The sequence below is a fragment of the Clostridium sp. LIBA-8553 genome, from assembly GCF_057782465.1.
Genome location: NZ_CM173489.1, coordinates 2,102,332 through 2,125,991 on the forward strand (window position 1 = coordinate 2,102,332; position 23,660 = coordinate 2,125,991).

General features: G+C 27.2%; 18 protein-coding genes and 2 pseudogenes. 3 read left to right on the forward strand and 17 right to left on the reverse strand.

Annotation, left to right across the window (positions count from 1 at the left end; translation table 11 throughout):
* Positions 1–45: 45 nt before the first annotated feature.
* Both AC2JAQ_RS09290 and cls read left to right on the forward strand, forming a co-directional pair.
* On the forward strand, positions 46–1,587 hold the full coding sequence (locus tag AC2JAQ_RS09290; RefSeq protein WP_488456193.1) for a GTP pyrophosphokinase: 1,542 nt from the start codon (positions 46–48) through the stop codon (positions 1,585–1,587).
* 75 nt (positions 1,588–1,662) lie between these two features.
* Positions 1,663–3,093 (forward strand): cardiolipin synthase, encoded by a 1,431-nt coding sequence (cls, locus tag AC2JAQ_RS09295; protein ID WP_488456194.1) that lies wholly within the window; start codon positions 1,663–1,665, stop codon positions 3,091–3,093.
* Positions 3,094–3,184: 91 nt separating this feature from the next.
* Here the strand turns inward: cls and AC2JAQ_RS09300 are convergent.
* From AC2JAQ_RS09300 to AC2JAQ_RS09365, 14 genes and pseudogenes are all read right to left on the reverse strand, one after another.
* Positions 3,185–4,832, reverse strand: a pseudogene (locus tag AC2JAQ_RS09300) (FAD-binding protein).
* Between the two features lie 206 nt (positions 4,833–5,038).
* Complete coding sequence (gene hemL, locus AC2JAQ_RS09305) at positions 5,039–6,316, reverse strand: glutamate-1-semialdehyde 2,1-aminomutase (protein WP_488456195.1); 1,278 nt, start codon at positions 6,314–6,316, stop codon at positions 5,039–5,041.
* 63 nt (positions 6,317–6,379) lie between these two features.
* Positions 6,380–7,345, reverse strand: a complete 966-nt coding sequence (gene hemB / locus AC2JAQ_RS09310) for a porphobilinogen synthase (protein WP_488456196.1) — start codon at positions 7,343–7,345, stop codon at positions 6,380–6,382.
* A 56-nt stretch (positions 7,346–7,401) separates the two neighbouring features.
* On the reverse strand, positions 7,402–8,880 hold the full coding sequence (gene cobA, locus AC2JAQ_RS09315; protein WP_488456197.1) for a uroporphyrinogen-III C-methyltransferase: 1,479 nt from the start codon (positions 8,878–8,880) through the stop codon (positions 7,402–7,404).
* A gap of 8 nt (positions 8,881–8,888) precedes the next feature.
* Positions 8,889–9,764, reverse strand: coding sequence for a hydroxymethylbilane synthase (gene hemC / locus AC2JAQ_RS09320; protein WP_488456198.1), 876 nt, complete (start codon positions 9,762–9,764; stop codon positions 8,889–8,891).
* Positions 9,765–9,911: 147 nt separating this feature from the next.
* Entirely contained in the window at positions 9,912–10,568 is a 657-nt protein-coding gene (locus tag AC2JAQ_RS09325) for an NAD(P)-dependent oxidoreductase (protein WP_488456199.1), read from the reverse strand.
* Positions 10,532–11,734 carry a glutamyl-tRNA reductase gene (gene hemA, locus AC2JAQ_RS09330; protein WP_488456200.1) on the reverse strand — a complete coding sequence of 401 codons (1,203 nt, stop codon included), beginning with the start codon at positions 11,732–11,734 and terminating at the stop codon, positions 10,532–10,534. The genes AC2JAQ_RS09325 and hemA overlap by 37 nt, the downstream gene beginning before the upstream one ends.
* Positions 11,735–11,918: 184 nt before the next feature.
* On the reverse strand, positions 11,919–12,899 hold the full coding sequence (gene asrC, locus AC2JAQ_RS09335; protein ID WP_423238869.1) for a sulfite reductase subunit C: 981 nt from the start codon (positions 12,897–12,899) through the stop codon (positions 11,919–11,921).
* Positions 12,900–12,910: 11 nt separating this feature from the next.
* A complete protein-coding gene (gene asrB / locus AC2JAQ_RS09340; protein WP_488456201.1) occupies positions 12,911–13,702 on the reverse strand; it encodes an anaerobic sulfite reductase subunit AsrB in 792 nt (263 codons plus the stop codon).
* On the reverse strand, positions 13,695–14,711 hold the full coding sequence (gene asrA / locus AC2JAQ_RS09345) for an anaerobic sulfite reductase subunit AsrA (RefSeq protein WP_488456202.1): 1,017 nt from the start codon (positions 14,709–14,711) through the stop codon (positions 13,695–13,697). The genes asrB and asrA overlap by 8 nt, the downstream gene beginning before the upstream one ends.
* Positions 14,712–14,954: 243 nt before the next feature.
* Complete coding sequence (locus AC2JAQ_RS09350) at positions 14,955–15,647, reverse strand: Crp/Fnr family transcriptional regulator (RefSeq protein WP_488456203.1); 693 nt, start codon at positions 15,645–15,647, stop codon at positions 14,955–14,957.
* Positions 15,648–15,794: 147 nt separating this feature from the next.
* Positions 15,795–16,607 carry a formate/nitrite transporter family protein gene (locus AC2JAQ_RS09355; RefSeq protein WP_488456204.1) on the reverse strand — a complete coding sequence of 271 codons (813 nt, stop codon included), beginning with the start codon at positions 16,605–16,607 and terminating at the stop codon, positions 15,795–15,797.
* 194 nt (positions 16,608–16,801) lie between these two features.
* A complete protein-coding gene (locus tag AC2JAQ_RS09360; protein ID WP_488456205.1) occupies positions 16,802–17,422 on the reverse strand; it encodes a DUF2238 domain-containing protein in 621 nt (206 codons plus the stop codon).
* Positions 17,400–17,681 carry a GIY-YIG nuclease family protein gene (locus AC2JAQ_RS09365; protein WP_488456206.1) on the reverse strand — a complete coding sequence of 94 codons (282 nt, stop codon included), beginning with the start codon at positions 17,679–17,681 and terminating at the stop codon, positions 17,400–17,402. The genes AC2JAQ_RS09360 and AC2JAQ_RS09365 overlap by 23 nt, the downstream gene beginning before the upstream one ends.
* A 267-nt stretch (positions 17,682–17,948) precedes the next feature.
* On the opposite strand from AC2JAQ_RS09365, the gene AC2JAQ_RS09370 reads away from it, so the two are divergent.
* Positions 17,949–20,009, forward strand: coding sequence for a helix-turn-helix domain-containing protein (locus AC2JAQ_RS09370; protein WP_488456207.1), 2,061 nt, complete (start codon positions 17,949–17,951; stop codon positions 20,007–20,009).
* Positions 20,010–20,605: 596 nt separating this feature from the next.
* Here the strand turns inward: AC2JAQ_RS09370 and AC2JAQ_RS09375 are convergent.
* The 3 genes and pseudogenes from AC2JAQ_RS09375 to AC2JAQ_RS09385 all read right to left on the reverse strand — a co-directional run bounded on the left by AC2JAQ_RS09375 (position 20,606) and on the right by AC2JAQ_RS09385 (position 23,645).
* Entirely contained in the window at positions 20,606–21,871 is a 1,266-nt protein-coding gene (locus AC2JAQ_RS09375; RefSeq protein WP_488456208.1) for a helix-turn-helix domain-containing protein, read from the reverse strand.
* A 16-nt stretch (positions 21,872–21,887) separates the two neighbouring features.
* Positions 21,888–23,190, reverse strand: a pseudogene (locus AC2JAQ_RS09380) (helix-turn-helix domain-containing protein).
* A gap of 296 nt (positions 23,191–23,486) precedes the next feature.
* Entirely contained in the window at positions 23,487–23,645 is a 159-nt protein-coding gene (locus tag AC2JAQ_RS09385; RefSeq protein WP_488456209.1) for a YtxH domain-containing protein, read from the reverse strand.
* Between the last annotated feature and the right edge of the window lie 15 nt (positions 23,646–23,660).

Sequence of the window (23,660 nt, forward strand, 5' to 3'; positions counted from 1 at the left end):
ATACTGACTTTAACAACTTTAACTAACAAGGATGGTGTTTTAAATTTGGAATTAAAAGTTTTTGAATTCACTAAAGCTACTTTGGAATTACTTAAGGATATAAAAAAGGAACTTGCATATAGTGCAAATTTATTAGATGATTTTTTCTACTCCTTACTAGAAAATTCTTGTGAAGGTTTTTTTAATATATCAACTAGAGTAAAATCCGCTTCAAGCTTAAAAGAAAAGATAATACGACATAACTATTATCTTAAATATAACTCTCCTAAGGATTTATTTGAAAATTTATCTGATTTAATAGGGGTAAGAATAGAATGTAGATTTATAGAAGATGAAGAGCATATTTTTAAATTCATAAGAACAGTTTTTAACTGTACTAATGAAGAGGGTTTCAATTATTCTTCTCAAAACCCTAATATATTTTTAGACCTAAATGAACATCAACCTTTAAAACAAAAAAATGGTTTTGAATTATATAGAATAGATGGCTTTGTAGTTAATGAAGGTGAAAAATTTAACTTTGAACTTCAAATAAAATCAATGGTAAATAATTTTTGGGGAGAAATTGAACATAAGATTATTTATAAAAATTATAACATGATTTTAGGTGATAAGTTTTATAAAAATATACTTCATTCTATTAAGAATAATTTATGTTTAATAGATAACCAACTTCTTACAATATTTAATCATGTTAATTCCAACATGAATAATACTCCTGGTATGGGAATTAAAAAAGAAGGTATAGAACTTCTTTTATCTAAAATGATTTATGATATCTACTCTTCTAAAGTAAAAAATGAATTGGGAATATCAATTGACTTTAGAAATGCTTGCGATATAATAATTGATTACATATTTACAAAGAATAATTGTAATACATCTGAAGATTACTACACCACTTTTATAAATACTTCTGTAAGATTAAATGAAGTTTTTAAAAATTCTATTTCTTTTAAGAATAAATTATCTATTGGAAATGAGCCTTTAGACTTTGATTCAGATTTTTCTATTTCTATAGGCAATAAATTGGCTCATGCTATGAACTATGATTTCCACTGGAATCTATTTTTCAAAATATTATTTCAAATAGAACCAGGTAATAATAGAGAGGACTTCTATTCATTTATAAACTATTTAGAAACTATTTTTTCTAAAAGAGATTCTTATTTGAATCTATATTTACTCTTCTCATCTGATGAAGTTTCTATAATAAAGGAAGATATTTTATCCGCTTTAAGCAAAGCATTTTTAGAAGTTGATTCCTTAAAATTCATATATAGAGATAAACTTTCCGAAATATTTAATGTCATTGATGATTATGTTAAATTCTTATGTGAAAATATGGAATCCTATGAAGGATATTCAGATTATAAATGCTTATATACAGAATATCTTTACCTTAATATATTAAGTATTTTTAATTCTGAAATAAACATAAATTCAATTCTTGAATTTGTTAAGGAGTTAAAAAATAGTAAATGTAAACTTAGAATAAGCTATAAAGGGATTAAATTACTAGCTTCAAATAACATTAATTCTCCAATTAACACATGTGAGCTTTTAGAGCAAATTTATATTAGATAATGAATAATTAAAATATCAGTCTGCACAAATTTAATTATTGTACTGATATTTTTAATATACGAAGGAGGAAGTTTTATGCACTTTTTTTTAAGCGCAATATTTTTAATAAATATTATATTCATATTATCAATTATATTTTTTGAAAGGAAAAATCCTGCAACTACTTGGGCATGGATTTTAATATTAACATTTTTACCTATAATAGGATTTATTATTTATATTCTTTTTGGTCAAAACATAACACGTGAGAAAAACTTTAAGAAAAAAATTACAGATGATAAAACAAAACAAAAATACTTAAATGCATTTAAAGCACATTACAAATTAGATGATATTTCTTTAAAATATAAAGATTTAATAATGATGAACTTTAATAATGATAACTCAACTTATACTCAACGTAATGATATAGATCTATATTTTGATGCTCACAGTCTTTTTGAAGAGATGATAAATGAAATAGAACAAGCAAAAGAATTTATTCATATGGAATTTTATATTTTTAAAAGCGATGAAATTGGTAAAAAAATATTAAAAGCCTTAACAGAAAAAGCTAAAGAAGGAGTTGAGGTAAAACTACTAGTAGACTCTATTGGTAACTCTATACATAAAAAATATATAGATGACTTTAAGGCTGCTGGTGGAGAATTTAAAATATTCTTTCCTGGCTTTTGCAAATATATAAACCTAAGAATAAACTATAGAAATCATAGAAAAATACTTGTTATAGATAGAAAAGTAGCTTTTCTAGGTGGATTTAATATTGGTGATGAATATCTTGGAAGAGATAAAAAAATAGGTTATTGGCGTGATACCCACACTAAGATAAAAGGATTTGCAATAAATGATTTAGAAGGAAGATTCCTTCTTGATTGGAGTTATGCTAATGATTCAGACTTAAATATAGATCTTAAAAAGTACTTTATACATCCTAACTCTTTAGATGTACCTGATAAAATTATTGGAGCTCAAATAGTTTCTTCAGGTCCTGACCACATTGAACAGCAGATTAAAAATGGTTATTTTAAAATTATAAATTCTGCTAAGAAAAATTTATTTATACAAACTCCATATTTTGTACTGGATGAACCTATGCTTGAAGCATTAAGACTTGCTGCATTATCTGAAGTTGATGTAAAAATAATGTTACCTGGAAACCCTGATCATAAGTTTATGGGTTGGATAGCAAATTCGTATTTTGAATCTTTACTAAAAGCTGGTGCAAATATTTACTTATATCAAAAAGGATTTTTACATGCTAAAACCATAGTAGCAGATTCTTCTATATGTAGCATAGGAACTGCTAATATGGATATAAGAAGCTTCTCTTTAAACTTTGAAAGTAATATATTCGTATATAATGAAAAACTTTCAAAAGCTATGGAGGATCAATTTTTAAAGGATTTAGAGGCTTGTGAAAAAGTCACTCTTGAAAAATTTGAAAATCGTTCTATTCTATCTAAAATTGGTGAATCAATAATAAGACTTGTTTCTCCTTTAATGTAATAAAAAAATACAGTGTTGTTTTACATACACTGTATTTTTTTATTTATTTTCAATTCTAAAATTCTAAGTTATCTTAATTGAAATAATAAAGTTATACTAAAGTATAATTATTTTTTTCTTCTTTAAAATATACTTTAATATCATCCTTTAATTCAGCTAGTATCATTTTTTCCATATTTTTATTTATATTGGGATAATCATTTCGATAATGAGATCCTCTACTCTCTTTTCTAAGCTCAATTGCTTTTAATATTGCTTTACATAACAATATATTATTTTCTAATCTATATGAATGTTTTATATTTTCCATATTTATATCTTTCTTATATATAAATTCCTTAGACATCTTATCTAATTTTGAAATAGCATTTTTAACTCCAACTTCATTTTTTTCTATCATTGCATTTTTAAACATTATTTCTTGAACTTCTAAAATAAGCTCTTCGGCCTTATCTATTTCATAAAGTTCAAATTCTACTTCATCTTTATCATTTAAACTTTTATTTTTTGCATATTTACTTGAACTTTCTCCAGCTATTTTCCCAAAAACAAGACCATTTGCTGTAGACAAACCTCCTATTCTATCTGCACCATGCATGCCTCCTGTACATTCTCCTGCTGCAAATAATCCTTTTACATTTGTCTCTGTCTCTTTAGTTATAATAATTCCACCATTCGCTGCATGAAAAAATATTCCTATGTTTATTTTATCCTCTATAGTAAGATTCTTATTTTCTTTCAACCATTTAAAATAAACCTCAATAAATTCTGGCATATTATATTGTAAATCTTCCTTATATCTAACAGTGACTCCGTTGTTATTTTTCATAAATTCCTTAAATATAGCATAGTCAATCTCTTTAGAATTTAATCTTGAAGTAAAAGGTCCATAAGTTGATCTTTCTTGAAGTTTTTCTTCTAAATTTTCTATATTCTTAAATATATCTTCACCAGCTTCATTTCTAGATTCTATATATTTAAAGGTCTTTTCATTAAATATAGTCTTTGGACATGGCTTTATATATCCTGGCATCATCTGCATAAACTCTATATTCACTAATTTACATCCAGCTTTTAATGCCAAAGACTGCCCCATTCCTGTTATATCAATAGTATTTAATCTATATTTAAATAGACCACCTATTCCTCCAGAAGCTATTACAAGTGCTTTACATTTTATAAATTCAAGTTGATTCAACTTATTGATAATGATTACACCTATGACATTATTATCTTCCTTTACTATTTCAATTACCTCTGAGAAAGGATATTCCAAAACTTCATTGCTCTTTAACTTATGATCTAAAACTTTTTTTTGCACTTTCAAATAAAATACCATTCCAATTTCTATTTTTATGGTCAAAGCATGGAATGAATTCTTTTTCTCCTGAATTATTCGCTTGTTTAAGCTTAACACCCATTTCTTTTAATAAATCTATACTTGGATTAATATTTTTAACAAAGGTTTCTACTAATTCCTCATCTACCACATTGCAACCAACTTCTTTAATTGTCTTAGCTAAATCCTCTTCATCATTTTTATTCTCTGGCCCTATTAAACCTAAGCCCCATGTACCAGGATAAAAGCTTGACCCTGAAAAGATATTTGAACTACTTGCTATTATTACCTTTTCACCATTATTAGAGGCTTGGATTGCTGCCATAATTCCTGCAATTCCAGCTCCCATTACAAAAACATCACATTCTTTGTCTTTTTTTAATTTCACTTTTTCTCTCATAAAAACCCCACTTAATTAAAATTAAAATTTCTTATCATAAAATTAAAGCTGACTTATAGGTATATAAATAGCTTAATTAAGAAGAAAATTTCTAATACAAAAACATATAAGTATATTGATTTGTAATAAAGCTCCCTATTAAATTAAGTTATTTCCTTAAACATATACCTAAAAATCAGCATTCATTTAAAACTTTTTAAAATTTATTATCCTTCAAAGCTTTCAAAAGCCTCTAGGAATTTATCTATATGTTCTTCTGTATGTTTTACACTTAAGAACATTGCTTCAAATTGTGATGGTGGTATGTTAAATCCTTTGTTTAACATATGTAAGAAGTATCTCTTAAATCTTTCTCCATCACAAGTTTTTACATCATCATAACATTTAACTTCTTTTAAATCAGTAAAGAATAAAGTCATCATTCCACCTTGTCTATTAACAACAAGCCCAATACCTTTTTTCTTTGCTATTTCAAGAACACCAGTCTCAAGTTTTGATCCTATTTTTTCAATATGATTATAGTATGATGGATTTTCATAAAGTTTTTTAACTGTTGCAAGTCCTGCACTCATTACTATTGGGTTTCCTGACATTGTTCCAGCTTGATAAACTCCACCTAGTGGTGATAAGTTTTCCATTATCTCTCTTCTTCCACCATATGCTCCACAAGGTAGTCCACCACCCATTATTTTAGCATAAGTAACTAAATCTGGCTTAACATCAAATAAAGTTTGTGCTCCTTTATAAGCTACTCTAAATCCACACATAACTTCATCAAATATAAGAAGCGCTCCATATTTATCACATAATTCTCTAAGTTTTCTCATGAACTTAGGATCACATTTAACAACTCCCATATTTCCAGCAACTGGCTCTATTATTATTCCAGCAATATCATTTCCGTACTTTTCAAATAATTCTTCAACTTGCTTTTCATCATTGTATATTCCTATTAAAGTATTCTTTATACTTTCTTCTGGAACACCTAAGCATCCTGGAATTCCTTCTGTTAACACTCCAGATCCAGCTTCTATTAAGAATCCATCAAAGTGTCCATGATAGCATCCTGCAAATTTAATTATTTTATCTTTCTTTGTGTATCCTCTTGCTAACTTTACAGCACTCATAGTAGCTTCTGTACCTGAGTTTACCATTCTTATCATGTCAACATTATCTAATGTTTCACATAAAAGTTTAGCTAAGTCTAATTCTAATTTTGTTGAAGCACCAAAAGCTATACTTTCTTCTGAAGTTTTCTTTATTGCTTCTACTACATCTTCATCACAATGACCTAATATCATTGGTCCCCAAGCTAAGACAAAGTCAATATATTCATTTCCATTCTCGTCCTTTATCATAGCTCCTTTACCACTTTTTATTATTGGAGGATTTATTCCAACACTTCCAAAAGATCTTACAGGACTATTAACTCCACCTGGCATGTATTTTTTTGATTCTTCAAATATTTCTTTATTTCTGTCCATATTCATTCTCCTAACTATAAGATTGTTAATCAAATATATTTTTGATTATATTATAGTCTTAAACTATTCTTGTAACCATTTAGCAGCTTCTATAGCATAATAAGTTATTATCATATCTGCGCCTGCTCTTTTCATTGATAAAAGCATTTCTAAAGCTACTTGCTTTTCATTTATAAGTCCAAGTTTAGCTGCTGCCTTAACCATAGCAAACTCACCACTTACATTGTAAACGCAAACTGGTACATCTACTTTACTTCTAACTTCTTTAACAATATCTAAATATGATAAAGCAGGCTTAACCATAACTATATCTGCACCCTCTTCTATGTCTTGTTCTACTTCTTTTATAGCTTCTCTTGAGTTCGCAGGGTCCATTTGGTAAGTTTTTCTATCACCAAATTGTGGTGCTGAGTTAGCAGCTTCTCTAAAAGGACCATAAAAAGCTGAGCAATATTTTGCAGAATAACTCATTATTCCAACATTAACAAATCCAGCTTCATCTAAAGCATTTCTCATAGATAATATTCTTCCATCCATCATATCTGAAGGAGCTACCATATGAGCACCAGCTTTTGCATGTGAAACTGCTATTTTATCTAAGAAACTTAAAGTTTTATCATTATCTACATCTTTTCCTTCTATTATTCCACAATGACCATGACTTGTATATTCGCACATACAAACATCAGTTATTACTAATAGATTTTCATAATCTTCTCTTAGTTTTCTAATAGCTTTTTGAACAATTCCTTCGTCAGAATATGCCTCTGATCCGCAGGCATCCTTATGATCTGGAAGACCAAATATAATTACACCTTTTATATTTAAAGCTACAACTTCATCTACTATTTCATTTAATCTATCTAAAGATACATGATAGTTTCCTGGTAAAGAACTTATCTCCTCTTTTACGTTGTTTCCTTCAACTACAAATATAGGAAATATAAAGTCATTTGCTGTTAAAGTATTCTCTCTAACAAGATCTCTCATTTCCTTATTTATTCTAAGTCTTCTTCCTCTCTTTATCATAATCTTTCCTCCTAATTTATTTGTGATTTACTTATAAATTTAATTTTACCACAAATTTATTTTTTAACCTCGTTCCATATACCCTCAATTTCACTTAAAAATCCATCTCCACAATGTGTTTTGCACATTTTTCCTTGAATTCCACTTTCATTTAAGGCTTTTAATGTTATGGGTCCTATAGCTATGCTTACTTTCTCTTTAAGAGATTCAAGTCCAATCATATCAATCATGTTTTTAACCGTTGAAGGACTTGTGTATAATACCATATCAACTTCCTTGAAAGCTCTTGGATTTTTAACATCTCCGCATACAGTATCATAAATATTAACTCTATGACATATAGCTCCTAAAGCATTCAAATTATCAAATAAATATTCCCTACTTAAAGAAGAACATGGAATTAATATCTCTTCTCCTTCTTTAATATTATCTTTTAAGGCTTCAAATAAACCTTCTGCTGTAAATGACTCTGCCATTATAGTTGGTATAAGTCCTCTTGCTATTAAGGCTTTTTTAGTCGCTTTTCCTAGTACAGCAAAATCTGCTCTTATCTTTCTTATATCAACTTGCTTTTTTACTAAGTAATTAAAGAATACATTAACAGCATTTACTGAAGTAAATATTATATGATTATATTTTTCTAAACTATTAATATATTCATCTAAATTTTCAGCAGTTTCTTTTATTTTTATAGAGTTTATTTCTGTTACTTCCGCCCCTAATTCTTTTAATTTCCACTTAAGTTCTTTTGACTGCTCTTTAGATCTTGTAATACAGATATTAGCTCCAAATAAAGGTAACTTTTCAAACCATGAAAGTTTCTCATTTAATGAAACAACATCTCCAACAACTATTATACAAGGTGATTCTAATTTAGCCTCTCTAACTTTTGAACATATATTCTCTAAAGTTCCAATAACCTTTCTTTGTTTTGAAGTCGTTCCTCTCATTACCACACCACAAGGAGTCTTTATATCTTTATCATTTTCTAAAAGCTTCTCAACTATTGTTTCTAAATTTGAAAGCCCCATCATAAACACTAATGTTCCGTTCTCTTTAGCTAAAGCTTCCCAATTAACATTCAAAGTTCTAGCAGACATTCCTGTTACTATATGAAAACTTTGTGCTAACCCTCTATGAGTTATAGGTATTCCTCCATAATTAAGTACAGAAATAGGAGATGTGACTCCTGGTATAACTTCAAATGGAATATTTTCTTCTACTAGAGCTAGTACCTCTTCTCCACCTCTACCAAATACATAAGGATCTCCACCCTTTACTCTTCCTACAATGTGTCCTTTTTTAGCAAGTTCAACTATACTTTCATTTATCTCTTCCTGCGTTTTATAATGACATCCCGGCTCTTTTCCACAATAATAAATTTCACAATCATCATTTAAATAATTAAGTATGTTGTTTCCAACTAATCTATCATATAAGACAGCTGTACATTTTTCTAATGCATTTATTGCCTTAATTGTTAATAACTCTTCATCTCCAGGACCTGCGCCTATTATATATGCTTTTTTATTCATAGTTCCTCCTAAACCTCTCCTAATATTTTTTCTGCAAGTTTTTTTCCTAATAATATATTATCTTCTTTCTTTCCTAATATATCTTTTTTAACTATTTTATTGTTTACTGTGAATGTACCTATCATATACAAGTCATTATCTTTAACCTCTGAATAAGCACCTATAAGACTATGACATCCTCCATTTAAAACTTTCATAAAACTTCTTTCAGCTTCAACAGTAACTCTAACCTCTTTGCTATCTAATGCTTTGAAATAGTTATTAAACTCTCCACCCTTTAAACACTCTATTCCTAAAGCTCCTTGTCCTATGGCTGGTAAAAATACCTTTGGATCGAAATAGTCACTTATTACATCTTCCATACCAAGTCTTTTTAATCCTGCTGCGGCTAATATAATACCATCTAATTTATCTTCAGTTATTTTTCTTATTCTAGTTTGGACATTTCCTCTAATTGGAACGATTTCTAAATCATTTCTAAATAATTTCAATTGTTCTGCACGTCTTATACTACTAGTTCCAATTCTAGCTCCTTTTCTTAGATTAGATAAAGTTGAACCATTTAAAGACACAAAGGCATCTCTTATATCTTCTCTTTCTGGCATTGCAACAAGCTCAAATTCACTAGGAAGTTCAAAAGGAACATCTTTCATACTATGAACTGCACCGTGAGCTTCTTTATTTAAAAGAGCTAATTCTATCTCTTTTACAAAAAGCCCCTTACCACCTATTTTATTTAACGAAACATCTAGTCTTCTGTCTCCCTCTGTCATAACTAAAAGTTTCTTACTGTCTATATTTTCTTTTTCTTTTAAAAGTTCCATAACTTTTTCAGTTTGCACTTGTGCTAACTTACTTTTTCTAGTTGCTATTATTAATTCCATTAGTTCAAACCTCACATTGATTATTTTTATAATAAATTTAATACTCTTTTTCTCAGACTATATTTTAGGTGAATGTTTAAAACAGATCCTTATTTTAATAAAGCTAATGATTATAAAGAATCATTTTAAATTAATATTATATTCACCTTAATCCTCAGTTAGTGAATTAGCTAATTTTTCCCCCAAAACACTTCTTAAATATTCATATTCTCTTTTCTCTAAAAAAGCATTCTTAAATTCTTTACTTGAAATAGCCTTTATTATTTCATCCTTTAATTCTTCTTTTTTAGCTTTTTCTCTAATCTTAGCTACTTTAATTGAGTATATATCATTTTCTTTAATAATATTTGCTACCTCTTCACCTATAGCTCTAGTTAATCTAGGTGACCCTAATTTACTACTTATACTAAATCCTAAATTTTCATAACATCTACTGTAAGGAATAGACACCATACCATCTTTGTAATCAATGGCATTTAAATATAATTTATATTCATCATTACAATCATTACATATTTCATATGCTAAGGCATCTTCATCTACAGCTATTATTATAAGATGAGCATCTTTTATAAACTCTTTATAATAAGTTCCCTTTTCAAGCTTTAAGTTTTCATTGTTAATATCTAATATTTCCTTTGAGAACTCTTTTGATAAAATATGTACATAACAACCTTTTTCTAATAGTCCTTTAACTTTTATAGCTGCAGCCTTTCCACCACCTATTACCTTAACGTGGAATTTGCTACTTATAATATTTATTGGTACTAAGTTAAAAATATCTTCTCTATTATTTCTACACAAGAACTATCACTTCCCTTTAAAGCTTCACTTTTTAAAAGTTCTATAGCCCTATTAACATAAGCATCAGCTGTACTTTTTATCATTCTCTCTGCTAATTTAGCATTTTCTCCATTTCCTTTATTAGAAAAAGTCTTTATTCTCTCTTTACAAATTTCATTTTCTCTTATTTTTATGTTTCTTATTCTACTTGAAATCTCTCTTATTTTAAGCCAATTTATGAATTCGTCTATACTCTCTTCAACTATATACTTATATTCTTCCATTCTTTCTTTTCTTATTTGCTTATTTTTATCATCAATTTTACTTATTTCATCTATATCTTTAAGAATTATTCGCTCTTTTCCTGATAATTCTTTATCAACATCTCTTGGAACAGCTAAATCATATATATATATTCTCTCGCCATCTTCTTTTATGTCTCCATTTCTAACTACTGTGTGAGGTGCTGCTGTACAAGAAACTATACAATCAACCTCATTTATAACTTCATTTTTTTCATTAAAATCTAAGATTTCTACAATTTCATCTTTTAGATCACTAGCCTTACTCTTATCCCTTACTATTAAATAAATACACTCCGCCTTATGGCATAAAAGGTGCTTAATTGCAAGTTTTCCAATCTCACCGTAGCCTAACACCATAAATTTTTTGCACCCTTTTAATAAAGCACTATTTATTGATATTGATACCGACGAAACTGGCACTTCAAACATTTTGCACTCAGTTTTAAACTTTTTACCACAAGCAATAGCTATTTCAAACATCTTTTGTAATTCACTTGAAATACTATTATCAGAAATAGCTTTTTTGTAAGCATCTTTAATTTGCCCTAAAATCTGATCTTCCCCTAAAATTCTTGAGTGGAATCCACAGATAACCTCCATAAGGTGGGTTACTGCTCTCTTTTCCTTTGATAAAAACATATATTTTTTTAAATCATCATCCCAATTAAATGCACTAAAAATCTTATTAAAAATTTCATCATCTGAAATATTTTTAGTACAATTAAAGTAAATTTCTGTTCTATTGCAAGTATTTACTATTACAACTTCTTTAAATGAATCTAATAATTTTTCTATATATTTCTTATGTTTTTTAGGATATAAGGCTAATTTTTCTCTTATTTCTATATCTACATTCCTTTTAACCCCTATAACACCTATCATGAACTGCCTCCTAAGTTTATATATCATCTGTTAAAATTTTATTAAAATACTACATATTTTATAATATCATAAAAATTATATATGCCCAATGAAATAATTGTATTAGTTATATCAAAAAAATATATATTCATTATAAGTTATTGCTTATATAAATAAAAGCACTCTATAAATAGAGTGCTTTTTATTAAAATCCGTTTGTGTAATGTATTCCGCTCCAATAAACATTATTTTTCATTAATGCTTTTTCAGATAAAGTTACTCCTTCTAAAGCCCATTTTTTGAATTCCATGAATCCAGTTCTGTCTATTATGTATCCAATGTGCTCTTTTCCACCTGGAGCATTTTTATCAATATATTCAGTAACATATTTATAAGTATTTAAGATAATTTTAACAATACTATCCTCATCTACCCAAAGTATAAAATCTTCTGCTAATCTTGGATTTTTCTTTCCTGTTCTACCCATTATAGCTAATCTATAGTATTTTTCTTTACTTCTTGTCCATGCATTTGTTGGGCAGTTCATAACACATTCTCCACAACCTATACACTTACTTGCATCTCTAACAACTTTAAAGTTTTCAAAACTTAAAGCTCCTGTAGCTTTCTTTTTACAAGCTCTAACGCATGCTCCACAAGTTACACATCTATTTCTTTCATATTGTGGTTCTGTCATTCCTATTATTCCAAAGTCATGCATTCTCGCTTTAATACAATCATTAGGACATCCAGTTAAAGCAACTTTAAAATGTAAATCATTTGGGAAGATTGCTTTTTCTATTCTTTTTGCGAAATTTGTTGTATTGTAATTTGCATATGGACAAACATTATTTCCTATACAAGCTGAAACGTTTCTTGTTCCTGCTGCATTGTATCCATCTCCTGGATTTTCCTGGTTTATTTCTAAAGCTTCTATAATAGGTTGAAGTTTTTTATTTACTTCAGGTATATCTCTCATATCTATTCCAGGTATTTCGAAACCTTGTCTAGTTGTGATATGAACTGTACCATCTCCATAAGTATCAGCTATTTCTTGAATACCAAGTAATAATTTAGCATCTAAATGTCCACCTGGAACTCTTATTCTTGATGCTGTATATCCTCTTCTTTTAGTTACTCTAAAAGCGTTCTTTTTAAGTTTTTTAGTATTTATATCTAAAGACATAGTCCTTCCTCCTAATCTATTAAAAGTTTACCCTTAGTATAGTTGAATACTGGTCCATCTAAGCATATGTATGTATCATCGATCTTACAGTGTCCGCATTTACCTAATCCACAACACATTTTTCTTTCTTGAGATATCCAAATATTTTCTTCTTTAATTCCTCTTTTTAAGAACTCTAAAACTGTAAACTTCATCATCATTGGAGGACCAACAACTATAACTTGAACATTATCCATATCTTTTATTTCTAATTCAGGAATGTACTTAGTTACAAGTCCTGTATTTCCTTCATAACCTTCTTCTGCTGAATCAACAGTTATGATCATATTCATATTCTTTTCCCATTCTTTCATATCATCTTTGAAAAGAATATCCTTTGGTCCTTTAAATCCACTTATAAGAGTAAAGCTTTCTGCATCTTGTGGATTCTGTGAAAAATAATCTACTATTCCTTTGACTGGTGAAAGACCAGTTCCTCCAGCAACAACTATAACTTCTTTTCCTTTATAGTTTTCAACATCAAAGCCATTACCATAAGGTCCTCTTAAGAAAAGTTTATCTCCTTCATATTTTTCAAATATTTCATTTGTTACTACTCCAACTCTTCTTATTGTAAGTTCTACATAGTCCTCTCCTATACCACTTACTGATATTGGAGCTTCTCCAAACTTTGGAAGAGAAACTTCAAAGAATTGACCTGGCTTAACATCGCCTTTAAATTCCATTCTAAAAGTATATTCTATGTCAGTATGTTTTTTTACGTTTAATATTTTTGATATAAAAGGAGTATATTCATTATGCATTATCTTTCACCTCTTCTACAGCATCTTTAAGTTTATTTACACATTCTGAAAAAGATATGTATTCTGGACATATATCATCACATCTACCACATCCAACACACATATGGTATCCCCATCTCTTCTTGTAGTCATATACTTTGTGCATAACTTTAAATCTCATTCTTTGTCCTTTATCTTTTCTAAAGCTATGTCCACCAGCCATATCTGTATATCCATCTACTTGACATGAAGCCCAAACTCTTCTTCTTTCACCTGCATTTTCATTATCCTTGTAGAATATATCTTGCATTGTGAAACAAGTACATGTTGGACATACAAAGTTACATCTTCCACAAGCTATACATCTTTCTGAATACTCATTCCATACAGTTGATTTTATTATGTTTAAATCAATTCCTTCTGGAACTTCAACCTTAGTTTCATTTTCTTCTACAAACTTTGGTGAAACCTCTTCTTTATTAATTTCTACTGATTCAAAGATTTTTGCTAATTCTTCATCTTTTATATCTAATAAAACTTCATCTTTATCTATTCCTATATATGCTGAATATTCATCTGTTTTATTAGTTCCCATGCTTACACAGAAACAATTATCAAAGCTATTTTCACATCCCATTACTATAAACTTAGCTTTTTCTCTTAACTTTTTATAATAAGGATCTTCAAAACCATTTCTTAAATATATATCATCAATTCTTCTTAATGAATGCATATCACAACTTCTTAAGAAAATTAATATGTTCTTTTCTTCTACACTTGCTTCACTAAATTTATCTTCAGTAAAGAAAAATAATGTTTGAGTTATTGGAAGTAAAACTTCTTTATATGAGAAATCTGACTTCTTTGAAAACTCAATATCATTTATAGAATCTATTTCTCCATATCTTGTCATGTCAGTATCTGAAAATCTACCTTTACCTTCCATAACTTTAGGAGCGTATATCTTATATTCTTTTTTTAAACAGTCTATTATCTTATCAAAATTGTCTTTTGTAAGCCTTAAACCCATAATAAAACACCTCTTAAACTTAACTTTATTTTGAAATTAAATAAATTCTAATTTATTTTATAAAATGAAAGAAGCTACTCTTTCATAAACTAAACTTTAATAATTAAGAATTTAACAAAGTATATTATAAGAATAAAGTGTTAAAGATGATGTGATTTTTGTTACACTGTAAAATTTCTTAGATTATTTAAAAATAAAAAGTTATAAATAAATATTTATAACTTTTAACCACAAGGACTCTACCTATAATAAAGATTTAAAATATGCTGCAATTCTCTCTCTATCAGGTATTATTATTTTTTTGTTATTTTTTATTATTAGATTCTCATCTTTTAATGTTTTAATAGCTCTAGAAACACTTTCTCTTGGTGAACCAAACATGTCTGCTAAATATGTTATGCTTATATCTAGATCAATAAGTGTTCCTTCATCAACTTCTTTTCCATAATCTTTACTAAGCTTCCAAAGCTTTGCTGCTACTCTTTTTTCAAGTTTTATAGGAGTTACGTTCTTCATTTGTCTATAAAGTCTTCTTATTTTTCTACTCATTTCATTTAAAACAATTTTTGTTAATTCAAAATCTTCGCTCATTATTTTTATTAACTTGTTTTTTTCTATACTTAATATAATTGAATTTTCAAAAGCTTCTCCATTTATTGATGAAGATAGATTATCAACTATTACTTCATTTAAAAAGCTTTCTTCTCCAAGGATATATATTATTCTTTTTTGACCATACTCATTCATCTTATAAAGAGTAACTTTTCCTTTTAATACAATAAAGATATCTTGAACTTTATCCTTATCTCTAAAAATATGCTCTCCCTTTTTCTTTTTTAATACTTTCGAATTTTGAGCTATATATTTTAATGTATCATCATTAAGTCTCGAAAAAAAACTTATGTTCTTTAACTCATCAATACTTATTACTTTCATAATCTCTCCTACTGTAATTCACAAAATATTAGTATTTTCACACAATATAATCTAATTTAACATAAAACTTCACGAAATAACAGAACTTAAATGATCATATTTTAAATATTTAGTCTTAAAATATAAAAGATACCTATTTAATTGAGCTTAGTTCACAAAAATATCTTTTTTCTTAACTATTTTTTTCTTACTTATTTTGTTTTCCTCAGATATATAATAATATGCCATAGCCAAAATAGCTCCACCTATTATATTACCTATTGTTACAAAAAATAAATTGTATAAATAACCATATATTGTTATAGTTGTTCCCTTTGTTAAAACAACTCCTATTGCTAGTAAACTCATATTAGCAACGCTATGTTCAAATCCAACTGTTACAAAAGCAAAAATGCATAAAAACATCATTATAAGCTTACCAGACTCTGTTTTTAACCTATAAGTACACCATACAGCTAAACATACTAATATATTACAAAGTATTCCCCTTATAACTAACTGTTCCACTGGCATACTTATTTTAATTCCAGCTGTTTTAATTATAAATTCGCTTACACTACCAGTAGCTAAACCTGCTCCTACAAACCCTAAGGCTGCTACTATAGATCCCAAGAAATTTCCTAAGTAAGCCATTCCCCATATTTTTCCGCATTCTTTAAAATTTATTTTTTTATTTAGTATTCCTATGGTCATTACAAAATTATTTCCTGTAAAAAGCTCTGCTCCTGCAAAAACTACTAAACTTAAAGCCACTCCAAAAGATGCACCCATTGCCATTTTTGTGCTTGGAGAATTCACACTATCTAATATCCCTCCTATGGTAAATGCTAACATTATACCAAAACCTACATAAAGTCCAGCCATCATAGCATATACTAAATAACGTCCCTTACTATTATTTAGCAAATCTATTTTTCCTATGCCAGCACTATTAACTCTACTAAATTCCTCATTAAACATGTTAAAGCCTCCCCACTAAAAAACCTTCCTTTAAGATTCTAAAATAAAATAAGCTTAATAACCATAATAAAAATAGTAAAATATCTATTTTTAACTTTTTATCCATAGTTAATTAATACTAAATCAATATTTTAATTTAAATTAATCTTATAAAAGTAAAAAGACTTTACTAAATCAATAGTAAAGTCTTTAATTTATTTTCTTTTATTATTATTTTTCATAAAGTCAGTTAAATCTTGAAATAATTTATTAGGTTTACCCTTTAAAAATCTATTTAAAAATGGTGATAAAACAATAGGGAATATACTTCCTGTTATAATATCTTTCATAGTATCAAATAAACTTATTTGTGCTGTTAATCCAAAAGTTTGATCTGTGAAAAATTCCCACATTTCCCATACAGCTGTACAAGCTATTCCAAATAAAAGAGCAAATACAACTATTACTAATGAGTTTACATTATCTGTTTTATAGTTATTAAGGTATAAAAATAACAAATATCCAAGTATAAATGTTAATATTCCGGATAATACATGTAAAAATGTATCCCAATGTGGTATAGCATAGAAGTTATTTACTTTGGCTAAAAACATTGAAATAAAAATAAATCCCACAATTATAAAGTTTAAAAATGGAGATAATTTTATTTTAGCAATTTTACATATAGCTCTAGGTAAAACTAAAGTAATGAATGTTAAAACTGTTGAATATAATAAAATCATATCTTTATTTATTATTCCATATATTAAATATGCTACAAGTAAGATATAAAATATGATTTCAAAATAAATATCATACGTTAATTTCTTTTTCATAAGTCCCCTCCTCAATATCCTTACTATTTATAAGCTTTAATTTTTGTTCTTTCGTTAACTTCTTTATATAATACTCTCTACTTTGAGCCTCTCTTTTATCTTCAAAAACCTCAAAATACATAAGCTTTACAGGACCTCTTCCTCTAGTATATTTTGCTCCACATCCATTATTATGTGCATTAATTCTCTTTTCTAAATTATTAGTCCATCCTGTATATAAAGAATTATCTTTGCATTTTAATATATAAACATAATTCAAAGTAATCACCACTTTTTATATTAAATCATACCTATACTTTTATCAACTGAAAACATAACATTATTTAACGAAATTTTATTTTTATTTTTTATTGAGATATAATAATACTATAAATACTTTTATCTAAAATTTACTAAATAATTTCTAATTTTTTTCAATAATAAATTGAAAAACTATTTAGAATTATATAAATAAGACTAAATTTTTAGAACTTAATATGTTTTCTAATCTCTTAGTCTCAACTTATTATATAAAGGAGTTTTTTAAGTGAGAAAAGAATATGTGAACTACCCTTCAGACATTCCAGTAACAATATCTTATGCAAACATAAAAAACTATCCCTTGCATTGGCATGATGCAATCGAAATACTGTATGTACTTAAAGGTAGCATCCAAGTAGATATAGATACTGACAGTTATGAAATACTAGAAGATGAAATTGAAATAGTAAATACAGAACAAACTCATAGAATTTACTCTAATGAAGATAATAGAGTTTTAATATTTAAAATAGATCCTCATTTTTTTGAAAAATATTATAGTGATATAGAAAATATGTTCTTTTATACAAACACCTCTGATGAAGGTGCTCAAAGTGATGAATCTTATGATAAACTTAGAGTATTTTTATCAATTATTTTATGTGAAGAAGCTCAAAAAGTAGATGATTATGATAAATATATTGAAAAATCCTTAGTAGAGCTTTTATTTCACCTTTTAAACAACTTCCATTATCTTTTATATGATAATGAGGAAATACATGAAAATAACATGTTATTAGAAAGATATCATAGAATTTCAAAGTATATATACAATAACTATAATAAAAATATAACTTTAAAAGATATTGCAAATACAGAATTTCTTAGCACCCATTATCTTTCTCATGAAATTAAATATGCAACTGGGTTAAGCTTTACAGATCTCCTTAACTTGACCAGAGTTGAAGAATCAGTGAAGCTTCTTTTAGATAGTGATAAATCACTTTCTGAAATTTCTTATGAAATAGGATTTTCACACACTCGTTATTTCAATAAGCACTTTAAAGCTTATTATAATTGTACCCCTTTGCAATTTAGAAAGAAACATAAAATAAGTGAAGAAGAGTATAATAAGCAGAAAGAAATAACTTATTATCCTTTAGAAGAAAGTCTTAATGAACTGTCTTACTATTTAGACGATTATCCTAGGTTTAACTATGAAGATAAGATTCATAAACTTACTTTTAATATGAATATTGAAGGTACTGAATTTAATAAATACTTTAAAGAAGTGCTTAACGTTGGAGATGCCTTCGACTTACTTTTAGAAGATAATCAAGATATTGTTGAAGATCTACAAGAACATATAGGATATAACTATATACGACTTCTTCATGTATTCTCATCTGATATGGGAATATTCCCTGGTTCAAAATTTTTCAACTGGACTAGAACCCTTGATATTTTTGAGTATATATCTTCTTTGGATTTAATACCTCTAATTGTTTTAGATGATTCTGGATATTCTAAAGATAACTTCTTAGATGTTATAAATTCATTTATAGACTTTTTCAGCGAAGTAGAGAGTTTTGAATTAACAGATTTAAAATTCCAATTTACTTCTACATTTAATCAAGATCTCAAAAATTCTTTGATAGAATTATTTGAATCTAAAGATTTAACTTTGGTAGATAATCTATATAATCCTAATAACAAAATAGACTTAATATATGATACTGCTTATATGCTTCCATTTATAATTCACAACACAGTAAATTCCGGAAGCAAATTAAATTTTATAAAAGCTTTTGATGCCTTAGATAGACAAATTGATATTACAAATGAAGTTTTCTTTGGATATCCAGCCATGGTTAATGATAAAGGAATTAAAAAACCTTCTTATTATGCATATTACTTCTTAAGCAAACTTGGAGATACCCTTCTTTATAAAGGAGATGGATATATACTAACTAAGTCAGAAGATGAGTATCAACTTCTTATATACACATATAATGATGAAATTAATTCTCTTATAGACTTTAAAAACTTTACTAAATTAAGAGGAATAAAAGACCTAGTAGATAAAAAGCTTTCCTTAAATCTACTTGATTTAGATAGTGATGTTAGAATAACTAAATATACCATAGGAGAAAACTTTGGCTCTTCATTTAACTATTGGCTTTCAATGGGAAAACCTAAAAGATTAAGAAAAGAAGAGAAGGATATATTATTTCAAGCATCTTATCCTAAAATAGAGTTTGAATACTCTAAAAAAAATACAATTTTAAACATTCAAACAACTCTCCAAGGATATTGTGCTGAATTATTTATACTTAAAAAAGTTTAATATTGTATAATAACCATGAAAAAAGAGTACTTTTTTGCCTTTTTCAAAAATTTTCCTAAAAAACTTTCCTTACATTTGTACATTTTTTTAAACATACATGCAAATTATTTTATTGAGGAAATAGGTATATAATATAACTATAGAAGAAAAGAGAAGATATGAAAGAAGGTATTTTTTTATGGCAAGGCTAAAAAAATTTTTTAGACCGATCAATTTAAACTGTTTTAATTGCAAATTAAGTTTTTTACAACAAACAATGGACTTATTTTATAGAGATTAAATATATATATGAAAAGAGCTAGGATTTAAAATCCTAGCTCTTTTTCTATTTTAAATAAAATTAAGAGTCATATCAAATTAACTTTTTATACACTTTACAAACAGTATGAAGAGAATATCTAGATGAACTTTAGAATTTAAATTATTATGAAGAAGATATTACGTTAAAAAGCTGAGACTGTTCGAAATGAAGCAAGTTTCGAAGCTTTAGTAATATCTTCGGAATAATGATTATAAATTCTTAGCGAAATCTAATAATTCTCAGAATATGTTTGTAAGGTGTATTACTAATTTTTGATATAACTCCTTATTTTATATTAATATAAATTATCAACTTCCTTTATAGCAAAGCTTAGATATTTTAAAGCCTCATTAGTATCATCTAAGTAATGATAAAGATCCGCCATCTCTAAGTATCTTTCTCTCTTTTCTTCATATGTACCAAACTTAAGTAAAAGATCTGTCGCTAAATTCATATACATTTCCCATTGCATATCATTTCTCTCCTTTTTACTTAATTTGGCTTTAAAATAATAGCTTCTTTCTATAAAAAACATGTTGTTCTTATTTATTGATAACTCTAAGGATAATTCACAGTATTCTTTTATACTTTCTATGCATTCATTTGCATTATAAACATTTATTATGAATAATAGAAGTTCTATATATCCTATTTTATCTTCTGTATCAATCTTATTTATAGACTCTTCTGTAAGCTTTTGTGCTTCTTCATAGTTACCATTCTTTAAAAAAGCATCTATAATAAGACTATTTATTCTTTTCCAATTATAAGCTTTACAATCGACTTTATCTTTGTATTGATTATAATTTTTTTCAAATTCCTCAATATTTTTATTTAATAAAGCTATAGTAGCTAAGACTCCTTGTGCCTCACCTAAGTATTTATTATTTATATCAATACCTTCAATTGAGAAAATGTCTCTTAATATTTCACTACTCTTTTCTATTTGTCCCACTCTATAATTACATATAGCTAAAGCTGTAGCATTTTTTATATAAACTTCATTCTTCTTTTCTATTCCATCTTTTAACAAAAAGTCTAAAAGCATATTATAATATGTTATTGCATCTGCAAAGTTTTTTCTTACAGTAAAATATAAAGCTAAATCTTCATAATATACTCTTTTATTATTTCTATTGCTTTCATATATGCTTGAATATTCATTTAATAATTCTTTTGCTTTTCTGAAATCTCTAAGATTTGTATAATTCATAAATAAAATATGCATAAGTTTTGCTGAGATTTCATCATATTCCCTACTTAAAGAATACTCTAAATACTCCTTAATTTCATTTGCTTCGTTCTCTGTTAAAATTTTCTTTCCAACATATTTTTCAATTGAGTTGTTTAATTGAGTTATATCATCACACAAAAGATAATCTAAATCTAAATTTAATCTTTTAGCAACTAGCTCTAGTACCCATCTATCTGCTTTTACTTTTCCATTTTCTATGCAGCTCATTCTAGATATAGATATATCATCTTCACAAAGTTGCTTTAATGTTAACCCTTTATATATTCTAGCTCTTTTTATTTTCTCACCAGTAGATAAAAAATCCATCACTCTCACCTATACCTTAACTTTTAATTACACCTAAATTTTTCAAGTTATTTATACCTTTATCTAAGTACTTAGCTGCTTCATAATCTCTCTTAAGCTCTAGATAAAATTTACCTAGTCTTATAGATATGTCAGCCTCTTTCTTTTTCATATCATTTCTCTTAGCAATTTCAAGTGTATCTAATAAAATATTTTCCGCCTCTTTTATATTATTTTGTAATACTTCTATTCTAAAAGTCAGAACCTTATATTCTATTAACCTATTAACATCACTTATATTTAATTTATTCTTTATTTCATTAAGAATCTCTATGCATTTAGTCATATTCTTTGTCTTAATATGGTTTTCACATAAATTAAATAAAGTATCTAAAAGTTTAGAGTCAGTGTTTTCTTCTCTTATTTTCATGGCTCTATTATAATGTTCAAAAGATTCTTCTATGTTATCAAATTCAAAGAATAATTTTCCTAAAGAATCTTCTATAGAACTTATCTTGTCTAATTGTTCTAATTCCTTATAAACATTAAGACTTTGTTTTGAATATGCTATAGCACTTTCTAAGTCTCCAACTTTAGCATGCTCTTCTGCTAATAACTCTAAGCTCTTAGCATAAGCCTTTTTGTTGTAAACTTTTTTCAAATTCGCTTTTTGCTAGAAATGCAAAATTTATTGCCTTAGGTAAGTTTTCAATAAAGAAATATGTTTTTGAAATTAAATAATATATTTCACCTAAAAGCAAGTCCTCTGTTAATTTGTTATTTATATATATCTTTTCAGCCTCTCTTAGGTATGAATTAGCTGAATAGTACGCCTTTGAATGTAAGCTTATTTTTGCTATATTTAAATATGTCTTCACCATATCTACATTGCTATTTATTTGTAAAAATAACATATTTGCAGATAAGAAGTACTGCTGTGCTAAAACATATTCTTCTCTTTTTAAATATATCTCAGCCTTTAAGGCTAAGTTCTTTGCCTTTCTATATACCAAATCATATTTATCGGCATAATAGATTGCATATTCTATAAATTTCTCACCCTTTTTTATATCATCATTTAAAATAGCACCTTCTGCTATTTGTTCATAATATAAACATATTTTTTCTGCCTGTGTTTTCTCCGTTTCCATTAAATACTCAACAGAAGTATTTAATGTAATTGCAATATACTCTAAAAGATCCATCGAAGGGTTTGACCTTCCTGACTCTACCAAACTTATCTGTCCTGGTGTTATTCTCTCCCCTGCTAATTCCTTAAGAGTCATATTTAATTCTTTTCTTCTTCTTTTTATTTTTTCTCCCAATGATAATATTTCCATAGCTTAAATCATCCTCTTACTGTTATTATTTTAACATCCATAACCAATTAAATTATATCATAAATTTAGGTTTTTATGTCAATTATTCAGTATTTTTGTAAAATTCTATATACCTTTGTGTATTTTTTAACATTTTTAATAACCTATTTAAATTTTTGTAATGCTTATTATTAATTTCTAAATATATACGCATATTCTTTAAAATTATTATATATTATAATTAAAAATTTCTCTACAAAATAAAAAAATTTCTATAAATATACAAAAAAAGCAGCTTAATAGCTGCTTTTTCTGTATTATTTCATCCATTCCATAGATTCTGCTGCATTCATCACTCTTCTTGTCGCTTTTTTAATAGCTCTTTGAGTTCTTCTGTCTAAGTTTGGAGTTACCATCATACCAACTGCTGCTCCAATAGCACCTACGGCTAAAGTAGTCATCAATCTGTTTGCCATAACAATCACCTCTTT